Annotated in this window: 14 protein-coding genes; 8 read left to right on the plus strand and 6 right to left on the minus strand. The window is 41.7% G+C overall.

Annotated features, from left to right (window positions below):
* Nucleotides 1-67: 67 nt before the first annotated feature.
* The 7 genes from AAEM60_RS05775 to AAEM60_RS05805 all read left to right on the plus strand — a co-directional run bounded on the left by AAEM60_RS05775 (nt 68) and on the right by AAEM60_RS05805 (nt 13,214).
* Complete coding sequence (locus AAEM60_RS05775; protein ID WP_299744575.1) at nt 68-2,176, plus strand: amylo-alpha-1,6-glucosidase; 2,109 nt, start codon at nt 68-70, stop codon at nt 2,174-2,176.
* Between the two features lie 55 nt (nt 2,177-2,231).
* Nucleotides 2,232-3,479, plus strand: coding sequence for an ABC transporter substrate-binding protein (locus tag AAEM60_RS05780; RefSeq protein WP_299744578.1), 1,248 nt, complete (start codon nt 2,232-2,234; stop codon nt 3,477-3,479).
* A gap of 152 nt (nt 3,480-3,631) precedes the next feature.
* Nucleotides 3,632-4,531, plus strand: coding sequence for a sugar ABC transporter permease (locus AAEM60_RS05785; protein WP_299744581.1), 900 nt, complete (start codon nt 3,632-3,634; stop codon nt 4,529-4,531).
* A 13-nt stretch (nt 4,532-4,544) separates the two neighbouring features.
* A complete protein-coding gene (locus tag AAEM60_RS05790; protein ID WP_149157402.1) occupies nt 4,545-5,375 on the plus strand; it encodes a carbohydrate ABC transporter permease in 831 nt (276 codons plus the stop codon).
* A 422-nt stretch (nt 5,376-5,797) separates the two neighbouring features.
* Nucleotides 5,798-6,880, plus strand: a complete 1,083-nt coding sequence (locus AAEM60_RS05795) for a bifunctional glycosyltransferase family 2/GtrA family protein (RefSeq protein WP_299744585.1) — start codon at nt 5,798-5,800, stop codon at nt 6,878-6,880.
* Entirely contained in the window at nt 6,873-8,696 is a 1,824-nt protein-coding gene (locus tag AAEM60_RS05800; protein ID WP_299744588.1) for a hypothetical protein, read from the plus strand. Before AAEM60_RS05795 ends, AAEM60_RS05800 begins: the two co-directional genes overlap by 8 nt.
* A 207-nt stretch (nt 8,697-8,903) precedes the next feature.
* The gene (locus AAEM60_RS05805) at nt 8,904-13,214 is read left to right on the plus strand and encodes a bifunctional 2',3'-cyclic-nucleotide 2'-phosphodiesterase/3'-nucleotidase (protein ID WP_341357647.1); all 4,311 of its coding nucleotides are present in this window, start codon (nt 8,904-8,906) and stop codon (nt 13,212-13,214) included.
* 216 nt (nt 13,215-13,430) lie between these two features.
* Here AAEM60_RS05805 and AAEM60_RS05810 read toward each other — a convergent pair whose 3' ends face one another.
* The 6 genes from AAEM60_RS05810 to AAEM60_RS05835 form a co-directional block, all read right to left on the minus strand.
* Nucleotides 13,431-16,598, minus strand: a complete 3,168-nt coding sequence (locus AAEM60_RS05810; RefSeq protein ID WP_299744594.1) for a cytochrome P450 — start codon at nt 16,596-16,598, stop codon at nt 13,431-13,433.
* A gap of 77 nt (nt 16,599-16,675) precedes the next feature.
* Nucleotides 16,676-17,251: a TetR/AcrR family transcriptional regulator gene (locus tag AAEM60_RS05815; protein ID WP_299744597.1), complete on the minus strand. Its 576-nt coding sequence runs from the start codon at nt 17,249-17,251 to the stop codon at nt 16,676-16,678.
* Between the two features lie 267 nt (nt 17,252-17,518).
* Nucleotides 17,519-18,511, minus strand: coding sequence for a LacI family DNA-binding transcriptional regulator (locus AAEM60_RS05820; RefSeq protein ID WP_299744600.1), 993 nt, complete (start codon nt 18,509-18,511; stop codon nt 17,519-17,521).
* A gap of 125 nt (nt 18,512-18,636) precedes the next feature.
* Entirely contained in the window at nt 18,637-19,467 is an 831-nt protein-coding gene (locus tag AAEM60_RS05825) for a carbohydrate ABC transporter permease (RefSeq protein WP_113971086.1), read from the minus strand.
* 33 nt (nt 19,468-19,500) lie between these two features.
* Complete coding sequence (locus AAEM60_RS05830; protein WP_299744609.1) at nt 19,501-20,400, minus strand: sugar ABC transporter permease; 900 nt, start codon at nt 20,398-20,400, stop codon at nt 19,501-19,503.
* A gap of 160 nt (nt 20,401-20,560) precedes the next feature.
* Nucleotides 20,561-21,796, minus strand: coding sequence for a sugar ABC transporter substrate-binding protein (locus AAEM60_RS05835; RefSeq protein WP_299744612.1), 1,236 nt, complete (start codon nt 21,794-21,796; stop codon nt 20,561-20,563).
* Nucleotides 21,797-22,172: 376 nt separating this feature from the next.
* Between AAEM60_RS05835 and bglX the strand changes: the two genes are divergently transcribed.
* A complete protein-coding gene (bglX, locus tag AAEM60_RS05840) occupies nt 22,173-24,338 on the plus strand; it encodes a beta-glucosidase BglX (protein WP_341357648.1) in 2,166 nt (721 codons plus the stop codon).
* The last annotated feature ends 11 nt before the right edge of the window (nt 24,339-24,349 follow it).

The following is a 24,349-nucleotide window of genomic DNA, read 5'->3' on the forward strand; positions in this document are numbered from 1 at the left end:
AAAACAGGAAAACACCGATATGACTCACTAACAAAAACGAAGCGTTATGAAAGTAGGAGGAACCAATATGAACTACAGAGTGATTAAAGAAAACAACTTATTTCTTCTTACAGATGAGCAGGGAGATATCGTTTCAGATCACAGTTATGGACTTGGTTTATACAAGAATGACACGAGGTACCTTAGCAAGTTGAATGTAAAAATAAATAATGAAAAACCGATTCTATTACATTCGGATGGATCCGAAAACTATATGTCTACGATTCTATCGACGAACCCCCACCAAGAGGAGGAGGGAAATCTTATTCTCTGGAGGGAATCAGTAGAAATTGAACGTAAGCGCTTTATTTATGATGATGTGTTATATGAAACGATTACGACGAAAAACTATTACCCAAAGCCGGTCTCGTTTGAGTTGAATATAGAAGTCGATGTGGACTTTAACGATATGTTCATCGTACGCGGGTTCCAAACTGGGAACGTAGGAAAGAGAACAGGTCAGAACGTTGAGGATCAATCCCTCACCTTCCAATATGAAGGAGCAGACGATATCAATCGTGCGACAAAGATTCAGTGGGATGCCAAAGCGAAAAACGTGAAGGAAAATGGAGAGATTACTTTCCAGGTTGATCTTCAGCATGAGGAAGAACAGTCCATTACGTTTATGATTGTGCCACTGGAAAATGTAGAAACCAGAGATGACATTTTACCTGTCGAAGAGGCTCTTCAAAAATTAAAAGTCTCTTATAAAGAATGGTCCGCTCAGTTAACGAAAGTAGAAACGGATTACCAGCCACTTCAACGCCTGGTGGACAGAGGATTGTCAGATCTTAGAGTGTTACTGACCGACACTGGATACGGAAAGTTTCCTGTAGCTGGTCTGCCTTGGTTCGGGGTTCCATTCGGAAGAGACAGTCTGATTGCGGCCCTGCAAATGATTGCCTTCGAACCACAGGTTGCAAGAGGCACCCTGTTCACCATGGCCAGTGAGCAAGGGACGAAGGTGGATCCTTGGAGAGACGAACAGCCGGGCAAGATCATGCATGAAATACGCTACGGGGAGCTTGCCAATACGAACCAGATTCCGTTCACGCCTTATTACGGAACGATTGATGCAACACCGTTATTCCTTGTTCTTTTAACAGAGTATGTGAAATGGACCGGTGATTTGGATACGTTCCATAAGCTTGAAGATAATGTGAAGAGAGCTCTTGAATGGATTGACCAGTACGGAGATCGTGACGGAGATCTATTCGTTGAGTACCATCAGGAATCATCCAAGGGAATTGCCAACCAGGGCTGGAAGGATTCCGGGGACTCCATCGTTCATCGAAACGGGGACTACGCTGATACGCCGATTGCCTTAGTAGAGGTCCAAGGATATGTGTATCAGGCGAAACGTGGATTGGCTGCTGTTTATGAAGCACTTGAGAATATTGAAACGGCTTCTAGATTAAAAGCAGAAGCGAAAAACCTGCAAGAACGATTTGAACAGGAGTTTTGGATGGACGACCAGGAATTCTACGCCATCGCCCTTGATCAAAACAAAGAAAAGGTAGGTACGATCACTTCCAATCCAGGGCATGTTTTATATTCGGAAATGATGTCAGGGAACCGTGCTGAAAAAGTAAGTCAAACGTTAACGAATGACAAAATGTTTTCAGGATACGGAATTCGTACCATGGGGAAAGGCGAAGCAGGCTATAACCCGATGAGCTATCACGATGGAAGCATTTGGCCACATGATAACAGCATGACTCTGCTGGGATTAAGTAAACTAGGATTTACCGAGGAATCAAAGAAGGTGATGAGCGGACTGATTGATGCATCCCGCCACTTCGAATATGATCGACTGCCGGAATTGTTCTGCGGGTATGAGTCTGCAATTGGGAAGGCTGTAAAGTATCCGGTCGCATGTTCACCACAAGCGTGGGCAGCGGGGACACCACTTGTGTTTATACAATCACTGCTAGGGTTATTCCCGAACAGTCTTACAAAAGAAATCCATCTCAATCCGATTTTACTCGATGAAATGAATATGTTGACGGTTCACGATATAACGATTGGTGATGGAGTGCTATCTCTTTCCTTAATGCGAAAAGGAGACAAAGTAGAAACCACCATTATAGAAAACACAACAGGCTACGACATTGTGAAAGAAAAACAGACAGTGTAATCACATCCAGGAATAACAATCCTATTTTAAATAAATCAATAAAGGGGTTATGAAAATGGCGAAGAAGAAGTGGATCGCGAGTCTAGGAATTACGACGATGTTAGTGGGATCGGTATTGGCAGGATGCAGTGGATCAGATGAGAAGACGAGTTCAAATGGAGCAAGCGAAAAGGTCGAAATCACTCTTGCAGGCTGGGGAGGAAATCCTTCTGAACAGAAGCTTTTAACTCAAACGATTTCTGATTTTGAAGAAAAACATCCGAATATTGACGTAAAACACGAAGTCATTTCTGAGCAGTATATGGATGTATTGAAAACACGTTTGATTGGTGGAGAAGGTCCCGACGTTTTCTATTTGGATGCTCTGGAAGCTCCTGCCCTGATTGAAACAGGGGTTGTTGAGCCGCTGGATGATTACGTAACAGAAGATTTCGATGTGAAAGATTTCGAGAAACCGATGCTTGAAGCGTTCCAGGTGGATGGAAAGACATATGGTTTCCCGAAAGACTATTCGACTCTAGCTCTCTTTTACAATAAAAAGATGTTTGAAGAAGCAGGTGTGGAAGTTCCGAAAACATGGGATGAGCTTCGTGAAGTTTCAAAGGCTCTGACGAAAGATGGCGTTTATGGATTTGGAGTAGCTCCGGAACTAGCCCGCCTTTATCACATTGCTCAGGCAACCGGTGGGGAAGTCGTGAAGGATGATCAAGCGAACTTTGCTTCAGATAAAGTGGTCAATGCCCTTCAGCCGATCATCGACCAGCATAACGAAGACAAAACCTCTGCACAGGCTTCAGAAGTAGGAGCGAACTGGGGAGGAGAAATGTTCGGTCAAGGGAAAGCAGCCATGGTCATCGAAGGAAACTGGGCGATTCCATTCCTAGCGGATACGTTCCCGGATGTTGAATACGGAACGGCTGAATTACCGACAATCAATGGAGAAAAAGGAACAATGGCCTACACGGTTGGATATGTGATGAATGCGGCATCGGAAAAGAAGGAAGCTTCATGGAAGCTGATTTCGTATCTAACTGGTAAAGAAGGAATGGAAACGTGGACTTCTAAAGGGTTTGCCCTTCCGACACGTAAGTCAGTAGCTGAAAAATTAGGGTATGACAAGGATGAATTACGCGGAGCACTTGTAGCCGGAGCACCATATGCAACGGTTTGGGCAGAAGGAAAGAACCTGCCGATCATCATGAACAACTTTAACAACCAATTTATCGCTGCCTTCCTGGGAGACAGACCTCTGGATGAAGCACTGAAAGAAGCAGAAGAACAAGCGAATAGCGAAATTCAATAATCTTTTTAAAGGTACCTGGCACTGATGATGGTGTCAGGTACAGCTTTACCATTGACTGTATTCTTTCTTTTGAGGTCTTGGCTAGACAGACCTGGGCGGAAAGAATACAGGGAATAGGGCAGATTTTAGACAGATAGAAGGTAGGGATAAGAATGAACAAACAATCTTCTAAGAAGAGATTACAGGATGCAGGACAAGGATACTTATTTATGTCTCCCACGCTATTTGTATTAGCGGTGTTTATTATTGGACCGATTCTTTATGCCATCTTTTTATCCTTTCATAAGGTTCAACTCCTGGGGGATATGAGTTTTGAATTTGTTGCATTTGAGAATTTTGCGAGGATCATGGAAGACAATCGGGCCATTATCGCTTTGAAAAACACGGCGAAGTACGTACTGATTGTGGTGCCAACACAAACCTTTCTGGCTTTGGTGCTGGCAGCGACGTTAAATGCGGGATTAAAAGGTGAGAAGCTTTTCAGGATTGTCTATTTCTTACCGACCTTAACGTCTTCAGCCGTGCTGACGCTGATCTTTATGTGGATGTATAACAAAGAAGGGCTGATCAATAATCTTTTAGAAAAAGTAGGCTTGCCGACGTATAATTTCTTAGGTGATCCTGACATCGCCTTGAATGCGATTATGTTCATGAACATCTGGGCAACGGCACCATTTTTCATGGTCATCTATCTTGCAGCGCTTCAGGATATTCCAGACTCGTTATATGAAGCGGCTGAACTGGACGGAGCGAATGCGATTCAGAAGTTCTTCTATGTGACCGTACCGTTTCTCAGGCCGGTTACATCCTTCGTCGTGATCATGGGGGTTATCGGAACGTTCCAGCTGTTTGATCAATCGTATATTTTCTCAGGTGGATCCGGTGGACCGAATAACTCGACGTTAACGGTTGTCCTCCTAATCTATCAATATGCCTTTAAATCATTGGGCACCATGGGGTATGCAGCCGCACTTGCCTTCGCGCTCGCCATAATCATCCTGGTGGCGACACTGATTCAACGTAAATTCTCTAAAGAAGAATCACTCTATTAAGGAGGATGGAAGCATGAATTCGAAGAAAAAGACGTTCAGTAAGCGTCTTCTATACATTGTCCTGATAGGCTATGCGATCACAACTCTGATTCCATTCTTATGGGCACTCTCCTCTTCTTTTAAAACATTAGAAGAAATCATTAGCGGAACGATGAATTTCATACCGAAGAATTTCACTTTGGATAATTACAAACAGATCTTTATCGAGCAGGAGCTATTTCCTAGATGGTTATTCAATAGTTTATTCATCGCAGTAATCGGGACAGCATTGAATATCATCTTTAATTCCATGTCTGGATACGCCTTGGCGCGCTTAAGCTTTCCAGGGAAGAAGGCATTATTCATCATGATTCTCGCAGTCCTGATGATACCGGCACAAGTCACGATGATCCCAAACTATTTAATTTTAAAGGAAATCGGCTGGCTTAACTCGTATCAAGGGATGATCGTACCGGCCATGATCAATGCAACCTTCATCTTCATGATGAGACAGTTCTTCATCAACTTCCCGAAGGAACTGGAAGAGGCTGCTCAAATCGATGGTCTAAGCCGTTTCGGAATCTTCTTCAAGGTGGTATTGCCGTTAGCCAAACCGGCCTTGGCGGCACAAGCAATCTTTGTGTTCATGGGATTCTGGAACAACTTCATGACCCCATTGATTGTCATGACCGATACAGAAATGTACACACTGCCATTAGGATTGAACACCTTTAAAGGCCAATACGTCAGCTACTGGAACTATATCATGGCTGCATCCATGGTCTTTACTCTGCCGGTACTCCTTCTGTATGCATTCTTTAATCGCTACTTTATTAAAGGAATTTCATTCACAGGCGGGAAATAGTAATTGGAGGGCTTCTCATTTTGGGAGCTCTCTTTTTTTGGATCAAAGTAGTGAAGGATATGTGAAAAATAGAGGGGGGAAGCAGGAATCTTTATCGGTTTGCTGCTTTTTTTGCCGCTTTGGTTATAGTTTAGGGTGTTGGGAGTCAATTTGGTGGGGTGTGGGGGTTCATTTTGACCACAGAGATGGATTTATCAGCGATATTTTCAATATATCAGCGAAATTCGGATTTTATCAGCGGAATCTCAAACTTATCAGCGAATGATGGCAGGCAAGCGTGGGCTCTACTATATGTGGGACACGGTGCCTGTCCCCGTGTCCCGCTCAATCGTATAGTTTTTGTAAAGATATTGCTATTTCATTGAATTTTGCAGTTGGTTTAGATATAGTGAGATAGATTGAAATTTTTGGGAGGAGATACAATGAAATCCATACATGATATTGCCATCATCATTCCTGCCTATAACCCAGATGAAAAGTTGACAACTTTAGTGAATGAAATCATTTCAGCTCAATTTTCACGAGTTATTATTGTAAATGATGGAAGTAAAAAAGAGTGTTCCGGTATATTTGAAGGTTTAGAAGAAACAAAGGAATGTGTGGTGCTGCACCATAGTGTGAATCAAGGGAAAGGTCGGGCACTGAAAACGGCTTTTACATATTTTAATGAGAATTATAACGACTCAATGGGCCTCATTACGATTGATTCCGATGGTCAACATACATTGGAAGATATGAAAAAAGTAGCAGCTAAGTTATTGGAAAGTCCGACTAGTCTAGTACTGGGCTCAAGGAATTTTTCAGAAGAAAATATTCCGTTTAGAAGCAGATTCGGGAATAACCTTACAAAGGTAGTTGTGAAATTTGCCAGCGGTATCAACGTATCGGATACACAAACTGGATTGCGGGCAGTTCCTGCAATGTTTGTAGATGATTTGCTAGAGGTGAAGGGTGATCGTTATGAATACGAGATGAACATGTTGCTGGAATGTAAGAAAAAGAATATTAAAATAGAAGAAGTTAAGATCAAAACCATTTATATAGAAGAAAATAAATCATCTCACTTCAATCCCATTAAAGATTCTATCAAAATCTATTCGGTGTTCCTCAGGTTTATTGCATCCTCTTTTGCATCATTTGGGATAGACATCGTTTTATTCATGATTTTCTCATTGATGTTAAAAGAAGTGTTACCCGATTCATTTATCATCGTCTCGACAGTGCTTTCAAGGGTTTTATCTTCGTTCATTAATTTTATGATTAATAGAAACGTAGTATTTAAGTCCAGTTCATCGAATACGATGGTAAAATATTATGCCCTGAGCATCGTGCAGATGGGGGTTTCAGCGTTGGGGGTACACTATATTTATTCGGCTGTAAGTTCTGGAGAGGTAGTCATTAAGATAATCGTAGATTCTTTGTTGTTCCTGGTGAGTTTTGTGATTCAAAGAGAATGGGTTTTTAAAAATGAAGTTGGTCGTCGCGAGTTGTTGAATAATGAGTAACAGCGTTGTTTCATTTTTATTATTATTCGCTTCCTTAAGCGGATGGGGACTTCTCTCTTTCAATAGAATAAAAGTGCATATCGCTTTTATTCCTATCTTTATCTTTTCATCCATTACTACAGTTGTGTTTTGTGCAGGTTTAATTAATATTATGCCTCTAGCAGTAAATCTCATTTACTACTTGGGGCTTATTCTTTTTGTTATTTACCTTTTTCTTTATTTTAGAAGGAAACAAGCATTAATGCCGATGCTTCATCCAAGTATCATTGTATTTGCCCTTTCAATACTTGGTATGATGATTTATTTGAAGGGGCTGATCTTGACACACTATGATAATTTCAGCCACTGGGGATTAATTGTCAGGGAAATGTCACTGATCAATGGTTTACCGGACAGTTCGACGATTGTGACATTTCAAAACTATCCTCCCGGCAGTGCAGTGTTTATTTATTTCATATTGGAAGTATTAGGGAAACATGAAAGTTATGCCTTAATGGCGCAGGCGTTTTTAGCTATCTCTTGTGTCGTGACAATGTACTTCTTTAGTGAATGGAAAAGACCTGGAGTTATTCTTTTAACTATGGCGGCTGGTATTTCTCTATTGCTTGTCAATTGGGGAAGCTTTTATAACCTTTTAGTGGACATCTTATTAGGATTGGTTGCTTTCGCCTCGGTTATTGTAGCGTATTATTATAGAGGTGATTGGAAGAAGCAGCTGATCGTGAATACACCCATCCTGATCTTTCTTATGCTGCTAAAAGATAGCGGGAAAATCTTTCTGGCATTCAATGTCATTCTTATCCTGAGCTTTATTTATTTCTATTACGTACATAAGAAACCTTTGACGAAAGATGTAAGAAAGATTGTCTATAATGCTTTATTGTGGTTGATCGGGATTCCTATGTTCTTGAATTACTTATGGATAAAATATACCATCAAGGCTTACCAAACGGGTTACGGTGCAAACAAGTTCGCTGTTACACCGGATAAAGTCGCGAATAATGAAAAGTCCTCAGAGTTCATGGATCATATCGGCCCACAGTTATGGAGGGCCTCGACTAATTTAGAATCAAATAACTTTAAAGCTGTCGCTATTGTAAATATAATGGCTGTTCTCCTTCTGGTATTGATGTATGTAGTCCAAAGAAAGCTATCCAAGCTTTTGATTTTCTCCATTTTTATTTCGAATGGTTTTTACGTTCTATACATGTTCTCTCTCTATTTCATGTATGTGTATTTAATGCCGGAATTTGAGGCAGCAAGAATTGCAGGTTTCGGCAGGTATCAATCAACGATTATTATCTATGTGATTGGTATATTAATGAGTGCTGTCATCTATGAGTGGAGCCATTATTTAAACAATAAGCCTATTTCGAAAATGATTACTCTGATTCTCCTAGGGAGTCTATTCATATATCCATTTAGTGGGAATGTTAAAGTGATTGCGGAAAAACCGGAAACGATTTCCTCAATCAGATGGGAAGTGAAAAACAAATTTAGCAAGATTGCCTCAACGGGAGCCATTGATCCAGAGGTGACTTACTATAGCCCCAAGAGTAAAGATGATAGAGGATATTTGAAATATATCGTTTCATATGAACAGCTGTCCATGAACTATTCGATCACGAACGGGTTAAGTTCTGAGGAAGAAAAAGAAAAGTTCTTTACAAGCCTCAAGAATTCAGACTTTCTAGTCGTATTGGACTCTGATAAAGCGATTAATGAATGGCTATTTAAATATATAGATGTGGATAACCCTGAAGGAGTTTACAAAGTTCTGTACGAAGATGACGAGTGGACACTTACTCCTATTTGATAAAGAAGACTATGATCCTTTTATAGGTTCATAGTCTTCTTTTTTTGTTTAAAATTTATTAAATTATGTAAAAAAATGATAGTAAATGACAATTTTCGAAGTATAATTGTCTTAGATGATTCAGATTAGAATAAAAAATGAGTCAATTCGACTGTTTAATAGATCTGGGTTGTTCCTTACATATTAATTTTGAGAGGGTTGAATGGTTTGAACAATGGAGTAAAAAAGAAGTTAAGTAGTATTGCTCTGTCAACTTTAGCTTTAGGTATGATTGCTTCTCCGGTAGGGGGTACCGTTTCGGCAGAAAAAGCCCCTACAAATGTTTTATCGAATGATGCTTATGTAAAATTAAAAATAATGGAAACGACCGATGTGCATGGAAGTTTAATGGATCATGACTATTATTCTGATAAACCTGTTGAAAATGGACTTGTTCGCCTTTCAACTCTGATCAAAAAAGAACGTGAAGAAAACCCGAATAATTTACTGCTGGATAATGGTGACCTGCTTCAAGGGAATCCATTTACTGATTTTATCGCTAAGGTTGATCCCTTAACATTTGTGAATCGTTTATCAGGTGATGATCGATATGAAACGGCAGTAGAGGTATCGAAAAAAGGCTGGGCGAAATCTGATACAGTAGTCATCGCACGTTCTGATAATTTTGCCGATGCGTTAACGGGAGCGCCATTAGCTTATCACTTGGATGCGCCGATCCTATTGACGGGCACGAAGAGCTTAAATGCAAAGACGAAGGAAGAAATCAAACGTCTTGGTGCGAAAAAAGTGATTATTTTAGGCGGGGTAAATGCCGTTTCTGCAGATGTACAAAGTGAATTAAGCAAGATGAAATTATATATTAAGAGAATCCAAGGTTCTGATCGCTATGAGACGGCCACCATGATTGCTGAGGAAGTTGGCGGAAACACAGACACTGCCATCCTTGCAGACGGATCCAACTATCCAGATGCCATTGCGATTGCACCATATGCTGCAAAGAATGGGTATCCGATTCTTCTGACAAAGAAGGATAGTGTACCAGGTACGACAACTGAATCTCTTAAAGGGAAAGATAAAACCATCATTGTAGGTGGACCTGGCGTCATCAGTGAAAAAGTTGAAAAACAACTGAAAAACCCATCACGGATTTTCGGTCAAAATCGATTTGAAACGTCACTCAAAATTGCTACTGAGTTGGATAAAGTAACGGATAAAGTGTTTGTCACAACAGGAAGAAATTTTGTGGATGGATTAACGGGATCAGTTCTCGCAGCCAAGCACGATGCTCCTGTCCTTTTAGTTGAGAAAAATGCCATGACTGATGCTGCCAAGCAATTGGTGGACAGCAAGTACGTATCCATTCTAGGTGGAGAAAATGCCGTATCTGAAGGATTAATTGAAAATGAAACACATCCGATCTATGAAGCGATGAACTTATTGAATTATGATGCCGCAACTCTTGGGAACCATGAATTCAACTATGGGTTGGAATTCCTGGAAAATAGTATCAAAGGTGCTAACTTCCCATATGTGTCTGGTAACGTGTATAAAGATGACCATGATCAGGATCCGTCAAACGATGAAAACCTTGTAAAGCCATATAAAATTGTGGATAAAGAAGTAGTCGATGAAAAAGGGAACAAGCAAACAGTCAAGGTCGGTGTCATTGGCTTCGTAGCTCCTCAAATCATGCAATGGGATAAAGCGAACCTGGAAGGCAAAGTAGTAACGGAGGACGTAGTAGCGTCAGCTGAAAAATGGGTTCCGAAAATGAAGAAGGATGGAGCAGAAGTGGTTGTTGTTCTCTCTCATTCAGGTTTTGACAAAGATAAATCCAATAAAGAAAATACCGTTTATCCACTAAGTGAGGTAGATGGAATCGATGCGATTTTATTCGGACACACTCACCTGTCCTTCCCGGGAGATGCTTCCTACAACTCACTTGAAGGTGTGGATAATAAAAAAGGAACAATCAATGGTGTGGCTGCCGTTCAAGCGAATGTTGACGGAAAAACACTTGGTGTCATTGACTTAACTCTGGAACAGGTTAATGGTAAATGGAAAGTGAAAGATTCTCAATCGGAAGTTATTTCTTCAAACGGAGCAGCAGCGGATAAAGAAATGGTTGATGTTTTAAAAGATTCCCATGACAGCACCATTCAATACATCAATGGTGAAGTAGGTCAAACGGAAGCACCTATTCACAGCTTCTTTGCACGGGTACAGGATGATCCATCCGTACAAATTGTCAGCAACGCTCAAAAAGAGTATGTAGAGAATGCGTTAAAAGGAACTGAATACGAAGATCTTCCTGTCCTTTCATCTGCAGCTCCTTTTAAAGCTGGAAGAAATGGGGCCAGTGAGTACACAAACATTCCTAAAGGAACAGTGACGATTAAAAACGTTTCTGACCTTTACAAGTATCCAAATACGGTTCAAGCATTACTTTTAACAGGTGCCGAAGTAAAAGAATATATCGAATGGACAACAGGGAACTTCAATCAAATCGATCCGACGATAACAGAGGAACAATCTTTGATTAATAAGGATTTCCAAGCTTACAACTTTGATACGATCGATGGTGTGACGTATGAAGTGGATGTAACGAAGCCTGCCAAATATGATCAGTCCGGGAACGTGATTAATGCAGGAGCAAGTCGTGTGAAAAACTTAATGTTTAATGGTAAGCCGGTAGAGGAAAATCAGAAGTTTGTCGTGGCTACGAATAACTATCGTGCTTCATTTACTAAGCTTGCGAATCCTGATGGGAAACGAGTCATCTATGTTTCACCAGACGAGAATCGTCAAGTAGTCATGAACTACATTATTAAAAACAAAACGATTAATCCAACTGCAGATAAGAACTGGACGTTTGCACCGGTTTCGGGAAAGGTTGATGTCACCTTTGAATCTTCTCCAGAAGCAAAAACGTTTGCTCAGCAAACATCGAACATCCATCATGTCGGAGAAAGTACAAATGGATTCCATAAATACAAGATTGATTTTCCAGCAGAAGAGCCCTTTGAAGTTCAATTATTAGGCATCAATGATCTTCACGGTCAATTGGACACATATAACAAAGGTTTGAACGCTGGGGGGATTGAATACTTGGCTGCCCATTTAAAAGAACGTGAAGCAACGAATCCTAACACACTTATGGTGCATGCAGGAGATATCGCAGGGGCGAGTTCTCCGGTATCTGCGTTATTACAAGATGAACCAACGATCAAAATGCTAAATGAAATCGGTTTTGATGTAGGAACTGTAGGAAACCATGAGTTTGACGAAGGTGTAGATGAAATGATGCGCCTGATCGACGGTGGAAGACATTCAAAAACCTACTCTAAATATGGGGTATTTGAAGGGGCGAATTTCCCTTATGTAGCGGCAAACGTAGTGGATAGCAATACGAAAGAACCGATTCTTTCTCCATATGTGGTAAAAGAGGTTAACGGGGTTCCTATTGGGTTTATCGGAATTGCTTTCTCTGATACACCGGGAATTGTCACACCGAGTGGAACAGAGGGAGTCACATTTACAGATGAAGTCGAAGCGATTAACAAATATACAGAAGAACTTAAGGAGAAGGGTGTAGAGGCGATTGTCGTCCTTTCCCATAACCCTGTGAAATCAAACACTGATGGATCTAACCCTTCAGAAGAACTGGCTGATATGGCAACAAAAGTAGACGATGAAGTGGATATTATGTTTGGTGGACACAATCATCAGTATGCAAATACGATTGTGGATGGAAAGCTTCTTGTTCAATCGTATTCTTATGGTACAGCGTTTTCGGATGTGGATTTCGTGATTGATCCGGACACCAAGGATATCACGTCGAAAAAAGCGGAAATCGTTTCTGCCGTTAGAACCATCACGCCAGATGCCCGGATTAAAGACATGCTGGATGAATATCTTGCAGATGTCGCACCTATCCTGAATGTGAAAATTGGGAACACAACAAACGGAATCAGCAGGGTTCAAAATGCCGATGGTGAGTCTGCCATGGGTAATCTGATCGCAGACGCTATGAGAAGTCATACGGGAACAGACTTTGCCTTTATGAACCCAGGCGGCATCCGTGCAGAAATCGATGCAGGAGAAATCACATGGAAAGAAGCCTTCACTGTTCAGCCGTTCGGTAATGACCTTGTAACGATGGATCTGACTGGACAGCAGGTCTATGAACTTTTCGAATCCCAATGGGCGAAAGATCCTAATGCACCAAGAATCTTACAGATTTCCGGATTGAAGGTTTCGTATGATAGCAGTAAACCTGAAGGAAGCAGAATTAAATCCGTTACAACCGGGGACGATCAACCACTTGATCTGGCAAAAACATACTCCATTACGGTAAACAACTTTATGGCAGGCGGCGGGGACGGATACTCGGTTCTATTAGAAGGTAAGAACCAAGTCATTGATATCGTAGATTTAGAAGCTTTTGTAAACTATATCAAAGCACAAGGGACAGTAGATCCTGTTGAAGAAGGACGTATTTTGAAGGTTAATAAGTAAGGATTTGTTGGAAAGCACCGGAATAATCCGGTGCTTTTTTTGTATTATTTTTTGGGGGTAAGTAGCATGATTGGTTGATATGGATGGGGATAGGGTAAATGCCAGGCACCTGAATAGTCAATTATCCCTTTAAATGATTCCGGGTTTTCCTACAGCCACTCCCATTCATCACAAAAAAACAGCGAACCCAACAAAGGTTCGCTGCTCTCCTTTTCATTACGCTCCTGCCCAAACATCCTTGGCGTATCGACCATCTTCTTCAAGTGATCCCAGCCATGCGGCAGCTTCTTCTCTCGTTGTTTGATAGAAATGCATATAGCTTTCCACTAATGTGTGTTCCACATCAGGTGCCATTTTACCACCGTCTCCACAGATGTATAAGCGGCCGCCATCTTTCAGCAAAGGAAGAATGTCTTCAGCGCTTTCCACCAAACGGTGCTGGACGTATGTCTTTTCTTTACCAGGGCATCTTGAGAAAGCCGTGTGAAGAGTGACGATTCCATCTTGTTCGGCCTTCTCCAATTCCTCTTGATATAAGAAATCATGTTGTGGATTGCGGCAGCCGAAGTAAAGATGGGCTGCACCAAGAGTTTCTCCTTTTTCTTTAAGAATCCGGCGAGCCTGAATAAATCCTCTAAATGGTGCAATTCCTGTCCCGGGTCCGATCATGACGATTGGTGTTTCGGTTTCGTCCGGAAGCTGGAAGTTCGACTGAGGTGTAGATATAAAGCACGCTACTTTATCTCCTTCGGAACGTTCCGCCAGATAGTTTGATGCAATTCCTTTGTATTCTCCATTTCCGCTCCATGCAGCTCCGCGAACCACGCTGACCGTGATGCTCGCTTCTCCTTCTTTATAAAGGGGAGAGCTTGAAATAGAGTAGTATCTTGCTTTTAGTGCCGGGAGTAAAAGCAGGAAAGCTTCAAACGGGATTTCACATGCAAGATACTTTTCCACCAGGTCCAGCATTGTGATCCGTTTACCGAGAATTTCCCTTTTATATGTTTCATCCCCCAATAGTGCTTCAAGCTCCATTACATGGGGAGGACATACCGTGTGAGCCGCAAGTGCCCGGATTTGCGAACGGGTAGCGGGTTCTTGGAATTCCACATAATTAGAGAGTAATTCCTTAAGGTTCACTGGCTTCTCTGTTGGAAGGTGGACTGCTTTTCCCGGATCCCCAGTAAGTTGGACATAGTCTTCGCCGTTTAGGTTGAATCGACTGAGCACTCGCTCGACAAGAACGCCAGGATTACGCGGAAGCACTCCGATATGGTCACCTTCCTGATAATCTACACCCTCTGGAAGAGTCAACTCAATATGTCTTGTATTCCTTCCACTTTCCTCATGCTGCAATTCAATATTTCTACTTACCACAGATGTAAAAGCATGATGAGTGCGGGCGAGTAGTGTGTCACTGACATCACTGACAACATTCATCGTGATCGAGCTGCTGTCTTCGCCGTTTTGATGAAGTTCAATGTTCAATTCTTTTGCCAGGTTCGGCCAAAGTTCATCCGACCATTTCTCGTAATCTCCTTCAAAATCGTCGCTTGCATCACCATGCCCTGTGTTTGCCAGGCGATGAGCTCCTTTTTGTTCCATCTGCTCATCAATGAAGGTAGGGATGCGTTGGTACGTAGTCGCCCAGTTGTGATCGCCACATCCGAATACTGCATAGCGAACATTGTTCAGCGTCCCTTCCTCCGTTTCTTTTAGCCAAGAAACGAATGCATCCGCATTGTCCGGCGGATTTCCGTTATAAGAAGCAGAGACAATGAGAACCGCTCCTTCTGCCGGAAGCCCACCCGTATAATCATTTAAAGGAGCAACCTCGGCTTTAAAGCCTTGTTGACGACCTGTTTCAGCAAGATCGCGGGCGATTCCTTCGGCTGTTCCCATGTTTGATCCGAACAGAATATAGAGTGGTGTACCATGAGAAGACTCTATAGAAGCTTGTGCTGCTTTTGTTTCAGATTTCACTTCTTCAGGAGAAGCATTGGTAAAGGACATGCCCGGTTTCCGCGGTGAAACGCGCATCGTGAAACCATCTGGCTTGAGGGTCAAGGTTTCTTTTACTTCCAATTGATATTCTTTATGATCAATCAGATCAAAGTGTTGCAAAACCATTCCGAGAACAAGGGTAGCTTCGTGAAGGGCAAACTGCTGTCCGATGCAGGCACGCTGCCCGTTTCCGAAAGGTTTGTAAGCATGGTATGGAATAGCAGACGGATCCTCAAAGCGCTCTGGTCTAAACGATTCCACGTCATCTCCCCAAACGGATGGATCACGGTGAAGCTCAGGAATAATAAGGGTGAATACATCATCTTTCTTAACTTTGTATTGTCCGTTTAGCGTCGTGTCGTCCTTTGCATGTACGGAAAATGCCGGTGCAGTCGGCCATAGACGAAGAGCTTCATTAAGCACCATGCGAACATATTTCAATTTTTTCACCTGTTTATAATCTGGAATGTCACCCCCCAGCACTTCATCCACTTCTTGTTGTGCTTTCTTCAATTTATCCGGATTATTCATGAGATAGTAAATGGCAAACGATAGTAGACCACTCGTTGTTTCGTGTCCTGCAATTAAAAACGTAATGATTTGAAAACGGATGTTTTCATCATCCAACGCTTCACCCGTTTCCGGATCAGTTCCCTTTAACATATGGGAGAGCAGGTCATCCTCGCCCTGATCACCATTTTGTTTACGTTCGGCAATTAATTCATCAACGACAGAGAACAGGTATTGAATGTCCTCTTTGAATTGTTTTCTTGATTTAACCATCAATTTATCTTGAACACCAAGCCGCTGTGTTTGACTCATGGCTTCGTCCATTGCCCGAACCATACTGTCGACAAATGGGTGGGCGTTTTCCCGGTAAAAGCTGTTAAAGCGGTAATTAAATCCGCAAAGGCCGATCGTATCCAACGTTAAGCGAGTCATATCTTCAGGAACATCGATTTCATCAGCCGGATTTAAACGGGCCCACTTCTGAATAAGTTGGGTGGCGAGATCGACCATTTTCGCGTGATAGCCTTTCATTGCCTGCTGGCTGAAGCTTGGAAGCAGGATATTATGGGCCTTTTTCCAATTATGTTCCGTCGTTTCGCTTGTGAAAAGGCCGTCGCCGCCAAATGCTCTTACTTTTTGCAGGGCCGGGCCGACTTTCTTATCAAAGCGTGTTTCGTCGCATATTTCTTCAGCAAGGGAGGCACTCGATACAAACGTACTGATGCGCCCTGGAAATTGAAACTGAAAGATCGGGCCAAGTTCTCTTGCAAGCTTCATATAGGATTGAAGAGGTTTGTCTTTATCGATGACCGGCAAACTGCCGAGGGGTCCATACGTCTTTGGCTGTGGAAGTTGGTTTGACTTTGTCATTTAATAGCACCTCTTTTTAAAGATTGATAACGGAATGAACGTTCATTCCGTTTGGTGTATGAGAAACAAATCATTTCTCATTCGTGTAAGCGTACGGCGTCCCACATACTTTTTTCAACATGTTCCAATAGTTGTGCTTCCGGTTCCAGCTCCCCGATACGCACCAATCGCTGAAGCTCAAGAAACGCTCCGTAAACAATGGCAATCAACGCGGAGGAAGGAAGCTCCTTAATTTCTTTTTTTTCTTTTCCTGAATCGAAGAAATTCTTTAGGATATCGAGCAGTCCTTGAAAGCTATCATGACTAACTTTGTCTAAAAAGTGGGCACTGCTATGTGTTTTAATAAAATAAAGTGCATGGCTCTGCTTTGTTGTAAATAGAATCATGGCTTTAAATATATGATGAAATTGATCGCGAATGGTTTCATCATACGGGAAATCTTTTTCAAGAGTTTCCGTAAATATCCCTACATACTCTTGAAAGAGCGTGTTGCCAAGCACTTCTTTATTTTCAAAGTAACGATAGATGGTACCGGCTCCGACTCCTGCCGATGTCGCAATCATTGGAATCGTAGTCGCGTCGTATCCACGCTCAGCGAAAAGGACCAACGCGCTTGATATAATGCTGTCTCGTTTATTTATTGCAGTTGCCATAGGATTCAGCCTTTCATGGGTTAAATACGGAATGAATATTCATTCCTACTCATTGTATACCCAGTAAAATACCATCTCAATCACACAATGTACCCATATTTGTGAAGGTTTTGTTAACGGATGGTTTTAGTAAGAGTCACTTTTAGGAAAGGAGTTGGTCGTCCTATATGTGGTTTTTGTACAGGTGACATTAGAAGTACTGTTTGCAATATGAAGGGTGTTTCACGACAAAAAAGCAAATCCGCTTTTACGGATTTGCTTCACATTCTAACGATTCTCTTTCACTGAACGCCTTACTATTAATTCAGTCGTCAACTTATAATAAGGATCGACTTCCTCTTTAGCCAGCTTCTGAAAGATAAGATGAACAGCGAGTGCGCCGGCTTCGTATTTCGGCTGCCTCATTGTGGTCAAAGGGGGGGATACGTACTCTGCCAGTTGAATATCATCGAATCCGATAATCGAAATATCTTCTGGAACGCTGAATTTCTTTTCAGATAGAGCTTGTAATCCTCCAATGGCCATTTCATCATTGGCGTAAAAGATCGCTTGGGGAATATCTTGTTGTGCAATGAGCATTTTCGTTGCTTTGTATCCGCCTTCACGTGTAAATCCGCCTGATGTCTTCCATTTAGAACGATAGGTGATGCCGTGTTTTTCCAGGGCTTGTTTAAATCCTTGGAAACGAAGTTCATTATCGTGGGAGTTATATGGACCGCTGATATAGGCAATGTCACGGTGACCATTCTCTATCAGATGTTCCGTTGCTTGAAAAGCACCCTCGACATTGTCCACTTCCACCTGGAGAACATGGTCATGTTTAATATCCCGGTCCAACACGACGATAGGGAATCCTTCGCGGGTGGATTCCAATATTGTTTCGTCTGTTATGTTGTGAGCTAGAATGATGACCCCATCGACTCGTTTTTCTCTCAAAAATTTAATAGCCGTAGATTGGGCACCGCCAATTGAACTGCAGGCTATGAGATCATACCCATTAGTAGAGGTCACATCCTGGACGCCTTTAATTAATTCAGAATAATAAGGGCCTGATAAATCACTTAAAATCAGGGCGATGGTATTCGTGTTGGTTCGTTTTAAATCGGATGCGAGTCCGTTCTTTTGATAGTTCAATTGCTTTGCTGCATCCAATACTTTCTTTCGTGTTTCTTCGCTTACTTTGTTGCTGTTATTTAAAGCGTAGGAGGCCGTTGAAACGGCTACTCCTGAAAGCTTTGCTACATCTTTGATTGTTGCCATTTATTCACATCCTATGATTGCTATATGAATAGCGGTTGTTCATCTCTGTATTTAAAATCCATTATACATTTATAGTATGGGTATTCACACTCTCGACTAATAGAGATTGATATTTTTCCCCGTCACTATTTAATCCCCGACATCGTAAAGCCCTCGACGATATATTTTTGAAAGAAAGAGAAGATGATGATAATCGGTACGACCATGAATGCTGCTCCAGCCATTTGAAGACCGAAGTTATTCGCATACTGCCCTTGAAGCAGGGATAGTCCTACTGACAGGGTGTAGAGACTTTCATCATTGGCGATGATCAACGGCCATAGGAAGCTGTTCCAAGCTCCGATAAACGTCAGGATTCCCTGTACAGCAAAGATAGGCTTCGCGATCGGAACGATTAATTTAAAGAAGATATAAAATTCTCCTGCCCCATCAAGTCGGGCTGCTTCAAGCAAATCAGTTGGAATCGTGGTCATAAACTGTCTAAATAGGAAGATACTGAATGCTGCTGCAAGCCCGGGCAGGATGATTCCGGCCATCGTATTGGTCAAGCCCATCTCATTTAAAATCAGGTAAACGGGAATCATCGTGACTTGTGCAGGAATCATCATGGTTGCAAGTACAATATAGAAGATTTTTTCTTTCCCTTTAAAATGAAACTTAGCAAATCCATAGCCAGCCATGGCATTAAAGAATAATCCTAAAAAGGAAAATAAGACGATGACAAGGGTATTTCTCAAATACACACCAAAGTTCATGCTTTCAAATAAGTTAAGATAGTTTTCCAATGTAGGATTCTCTGGGAACAAGGTAGGTGGTATTTGCAATACTTCACTTTCAGGTTTAAATGAGCTTGAAATCATCCAAATGAAAGGGATGGAAACAAGGATTCCACCAAGAATCATGAGTAAGGCAACCAGCGTTTTTTCGGTTTTTCGTTTCATTGTATTTGCTTTCATTGTTTCAGCCCCGATACTAATAAATTTTCAGACTTAATATTCTGTATCAGATTTTCTAAGCTTGAATTGGAATAGCGTAATCAAAATGATAAAGATAAATAGAATAAAGGAACCTGCTGCGGCATAACCAAATTCACTGAATTGGAAGCCTTTTTTGTAGATGAATAGCGCCATGGAAATCGTGCCATCCAGTGGACCGCCATTAGTCATGACAAATGGTTCTTCGAAGAATTGCAACCAGCCGATCAGGGTGGTGATCGTCACAAAGAAAGTAGCATACCTCAATAATGGAATCGTGACATTGAAAAGGACCTGCAATCGATTGGCACCATCCATCTCAGCAGCCTCGTAATAGGATTTCGGTATCCCTTGCAAGGCAGCAAGGAAGATGATCATATTGATTCCGATTCCCTTCCATACGGCTAAAACAATCAACGATAGTTTCGCAATCGTTGGCTCTCCTAACCAAGGAATTTTATCCACATCCAATAGTGATAATAGGTAGTTAAACAAACCGTACTCAGTGTTGTATAGAAATCCCCAAATCACTGCGACGGCAATGATATTTGTGATGGATGGCATGTAGTACACGCCACGAAACACTTTGAATAACGTGCTTGTTCCGTAGTTCAGCAGCAAAGCAATTCCCAACGAAAAAATAATGACAAGGGGAACGCCGATGACAACATAAAACAACGTATTAATGATCGACTTATGAAATAAATCATCCGTTATCAACTTGGTATAATTCTCAAGCCCGATGAAACTGATGTTGGACCAATCGGCTAAGCCCTTTAAGTCAAGATCTGTAAAGCTTATAAAGAACGCTACAATGATCGGAATGATACTAAAGACAGTCAATATGATAACCGCAGGAGCTATAAACACATATGGATGTTTATTGTTTTTACTGAATTTGAATCCATTGCCCATGATATCCCACCTAACTAAAACTACGCTTCGTAAAGGCCAGCTTGCTAAAAATGGAGCTCAGGCAAAGGTGTGATCCATATGCCTGCAACTCCAAATATACCTTACTATAACTTCATAATAGAAGCGTTTGTTTCATTTATTTTCGTCTAAAATGATTCGTTTACTCTTCTACCATTTCTTGTGCTTTTTTATTAAACTGTTCTAATTCTTTATCTAAGTCAGCGTCGCCAACGGTAACTCTCTCAATAGTTGAAAGGAATTCCTGTGCGATCTTTTCAAACTCTTTGATTTGTGGAGAAGCTTTAGTAGATTTCAGCTGTTCCCCGAACACGGATAATAGTGGGTCGTCTTTTAATTTTGGCTCTTCCCATGCTTCTTTTCTTGATGGAAGCGTATTGGACATTTCCAGCCATTCCATTTGTGTATCGACTTCATTCACATAGGAGATGAATTTAAGGGACTCGTCTACATTCTCTGAATTATGGAAGATAGAGAAGTTCGCTCCACCCATGCTTGATGTATTCTTTTCTTTCTTCGGCATAACGGCCACTGACCATTTATCCTTAAGATCCGGAGCCTGGTCATTAATGATATTGATCATCCATGGACCACTGAAGAACATCGGTTTCACACCGTCTTTGAACGCTTGGACAATATCCATTCCTTCAGTAGTAGGGCTGATTCCTTCTTTAAAGTAGCTTGTATAGTATTCTATCGCTTCTTTAAATTCAGGACTATCGAAATTCATCTTATCTTTACCTTCAAATTCATACCCATTTTGCCAAGCAAAGATAAACGGTGTGATTTGGTCGTTGCGGTCGATATCAAGGCCGTAAACGTCATCGCCTCTATCGTTTAACTTCTTAGCGGCATCTTTCATTTCATCCCAAGTAGCAGGAGCTTGATCGTATCCTGCTTCTTTTAAGAGGTCAGTTCGGTAGTATAAAACACGAGTATCGATATACCAAGGAATCCCGACCACTTGATCATCATAGGTCATAGAGTCCGCAGAACCCGCGAAATAATTTTCAGGTTTGAAATCCGGGTAATCTTCTAAATATGGAGTTAAATCAAGCAACGCTCCTGCGTCTGCAAACTCCGGAACCCAGGTTGTTCCCAGTTGAAGAACATCTGGTCCATTTTTTGAAGCAACAGCTGTTAGTAGTTTGTCATGAGCCGTTTCCCAAGGAATCGCTTGTACCTTTACTTTGATATCTGTGTTTTCTTTTTCAAATTCTTTAGCAAGTTTATTAAGCTTCTTACCTTCTTCACCCATTGCCCAGACAGTGATGGTTTTCTTCCCATCTTCAGACTCGCTTCCACCGCCGCATCCCGCTAATACAGTAGATAACGCCAGTACACAAATCATAAAGAAAGACCACGTTTTCTTTTTCATACCTTCATCTCCATTTCTATTAGTTTGAAACCCTATTAAAAAAATTGAATCAGAGGTGGTAAGAGTTAATTTCTTGTTATGGAAAATATCTTACCTGGTGTTATTGAAACGTTTCGATGACTATATTATAATCAAAGGTGTATCCGCTTTCAATACTTTTCTGAAAAATACTAGAATTTTAAGATTCATTCCATATTATACCTATATATATCTTATATAACTTGTTGTTATAACAAGGTTTTTAGAAGGGTAGTAGTGCTAGATTCTATAGTTGACTGACCAAACATTTACCTTTATACTTTTCTTCAATTGTTAATCGAAACGTTTCAATAATTTGAAAGAACCAAAATGAATAACCCAATTGGAGGTTCTACTTATGAAAGAAAATAAACTGACTGCATTACTTAACCAAATGACGTTGGATGAAAAAATTGCTCAGCTTACCCAGCTTGCTACTCCTTTTTTTAAAGGGGCAAGCGATCAAGGGGAAATTACCGGCCCGATGGTCGACATGGGGATCGACGAGGAAGTTGTCCGAAATAGTGGATCCGTATTGGGGGCTTCTGGTGCAAGAAACGTCATAAACATTCAACGTACACATATGGAAGAAAACAGACTGGGCATTCCTTTATTAGTCATGTCCGATATTGTACACGGTTTCAAAACGATCTTTCCGGTACCACTTGGGATCGGATGCTCATGGGACCTGGAGCTTGCGGAAAAGAGTGCGGAAATTGCTGCAAAAGAAGCAGCAGTATCAGGAGTCCATGTAACGTTTGCCCCGATGGTTGATCTCGTTCGCGATCCTCGCTGGGGAAGAGTGATGGAGTCTACAGGTGAAGACTCCTTTTTAAACAGTCAATTTGGCAGAGCATTCGTGAGAGGGTTTCAAGGGAAGGATCTGACTCACGATCATAACCGTGTGGCAGCTTGTGTCAAACACTTTGCCGCCTATGGTGCAGCTGAAGGCGGACGTGATTATAACACAGTTGATATGTCGGAGCGGGAACTCAGGGAAACCTATTTACCTGCATACAAAGCTGCTCTTGATGAAGGCTGTGAAATGGTCATGACCGCTTTTAATACGGTGTTCGGAATACCGGCTACAGGAAATAAGAAGCTTATGCGATCCATACTTCGAGAAGAAATGGGATTCAAGGGAGTTCTTATATCGGATTGGGGAGCAGTGAAAGAAATGATCCCCCATGGTGTGGCAGAGGATGAGAAGGAAGCTGCCCTTAAAGCGATCACAGCCGGCGTTGATATCGAAATGATGACTTCGACGTATGTGAAATACTTAAAAACGCTGGTGGAAGAAAAAGCAGTAGATGAATCCATCATTGACGAAGGCGTTTTACGAATTTTAGAGCTTAAACAAAAGTTAGGATTATTCGAGAATCCTTACCGCGGTGCAAATGAATTGCTTGAACAAGAAGTGGTGTTGAGCTCCGAACACCGTGTGGCAGCTCGTAAACTAGCAGCAAAGTCTTGCGTTCTATTAAAAAATGAGAGTGTTTTACCTTTAAAACGGAGCCAGAAAATTTCACTTATTGGACCTTTTGCTCAAAATAATGACATCCTTGGGCCTTGGTCATGGTTAGGATCGAAAGAAGATGCCGTGACATTAATGGATGGAATGAAGATGAAAGTGGAGTCTTCTCACCTTACGATTGCTAAAGGATCTGAAATTGAAACGGTATCTGAAGAGCAATTGCTTGAGGCTGAGAGAGTGGCGGAAGAAGCAGATATCATCGTTCTGGCACTTGGTGAGGATTCTGAAATGAGCGGGGAGGCAGGGTGTAGAGCGAATATTAAACTACCTGATGCCCAGCTGGAACTTGTTTCGCGATTGAAGAAATTAAATAAACCGATGGTGGCCATTCTATTTAATGGCAGACCACTGGATTTACATGGGGTCATCGACCAGGTAGACGCGGTCCTCGAAGCCTGGTACCCCGGAACGGAAGGCGGGGCAGCGGTTGCCGACCTATTATACGGGGATGAAAATCCATCCGGACGCCTGACCATGTCCTTCCCATATAGTGTAGGACAGGTGCCGGTTTATTATAATCACTTCAATACGGGGAGACCAAAGGGAGCACCGGATGCCCAGGTCCGTTATGTCTCTCAATACCTGGATATTCCGAATGATCCTCTTTTACCGTTTGGTTTCGGTTTAAGTTATACCTCATTTTCGTATAGCGACATGACGATTGCTGAATCTGTTATGACACCCAATCAGCCGATTACCGTTTCAGTTACCGTAACAAACAGCGGATCTAAGAGAGGCGAGGAAGTCGTTCAGCTATATGTGCGGGATGTGAGTGGGGAAGTGATCCGCCCATTAAAGGAACTGAAGGATTTCCGGAAAATTGCCCTGGAACCGGGAGAGTCGAAGCTGGTTACCTTTACCCTATCAGAATCACAGCTACGTTATCATCATTCAGATTTACAATTTGACAGTGACCCGGGGACATTTATTGCCTATGCTGGTCCAAATAGCAAAGAAGGAATGGAGCAATCCTTTACATTAGTAAAATAGACGAAACGAGG

It is taken from the genome of Rossellomorea sp. y25 (genome assembly GCF_038049935.1).
Lineage (GTDB): Bacteria > Bacillota > Bacilli > Bacillales > Bacillaceae_B > Rossellomorea.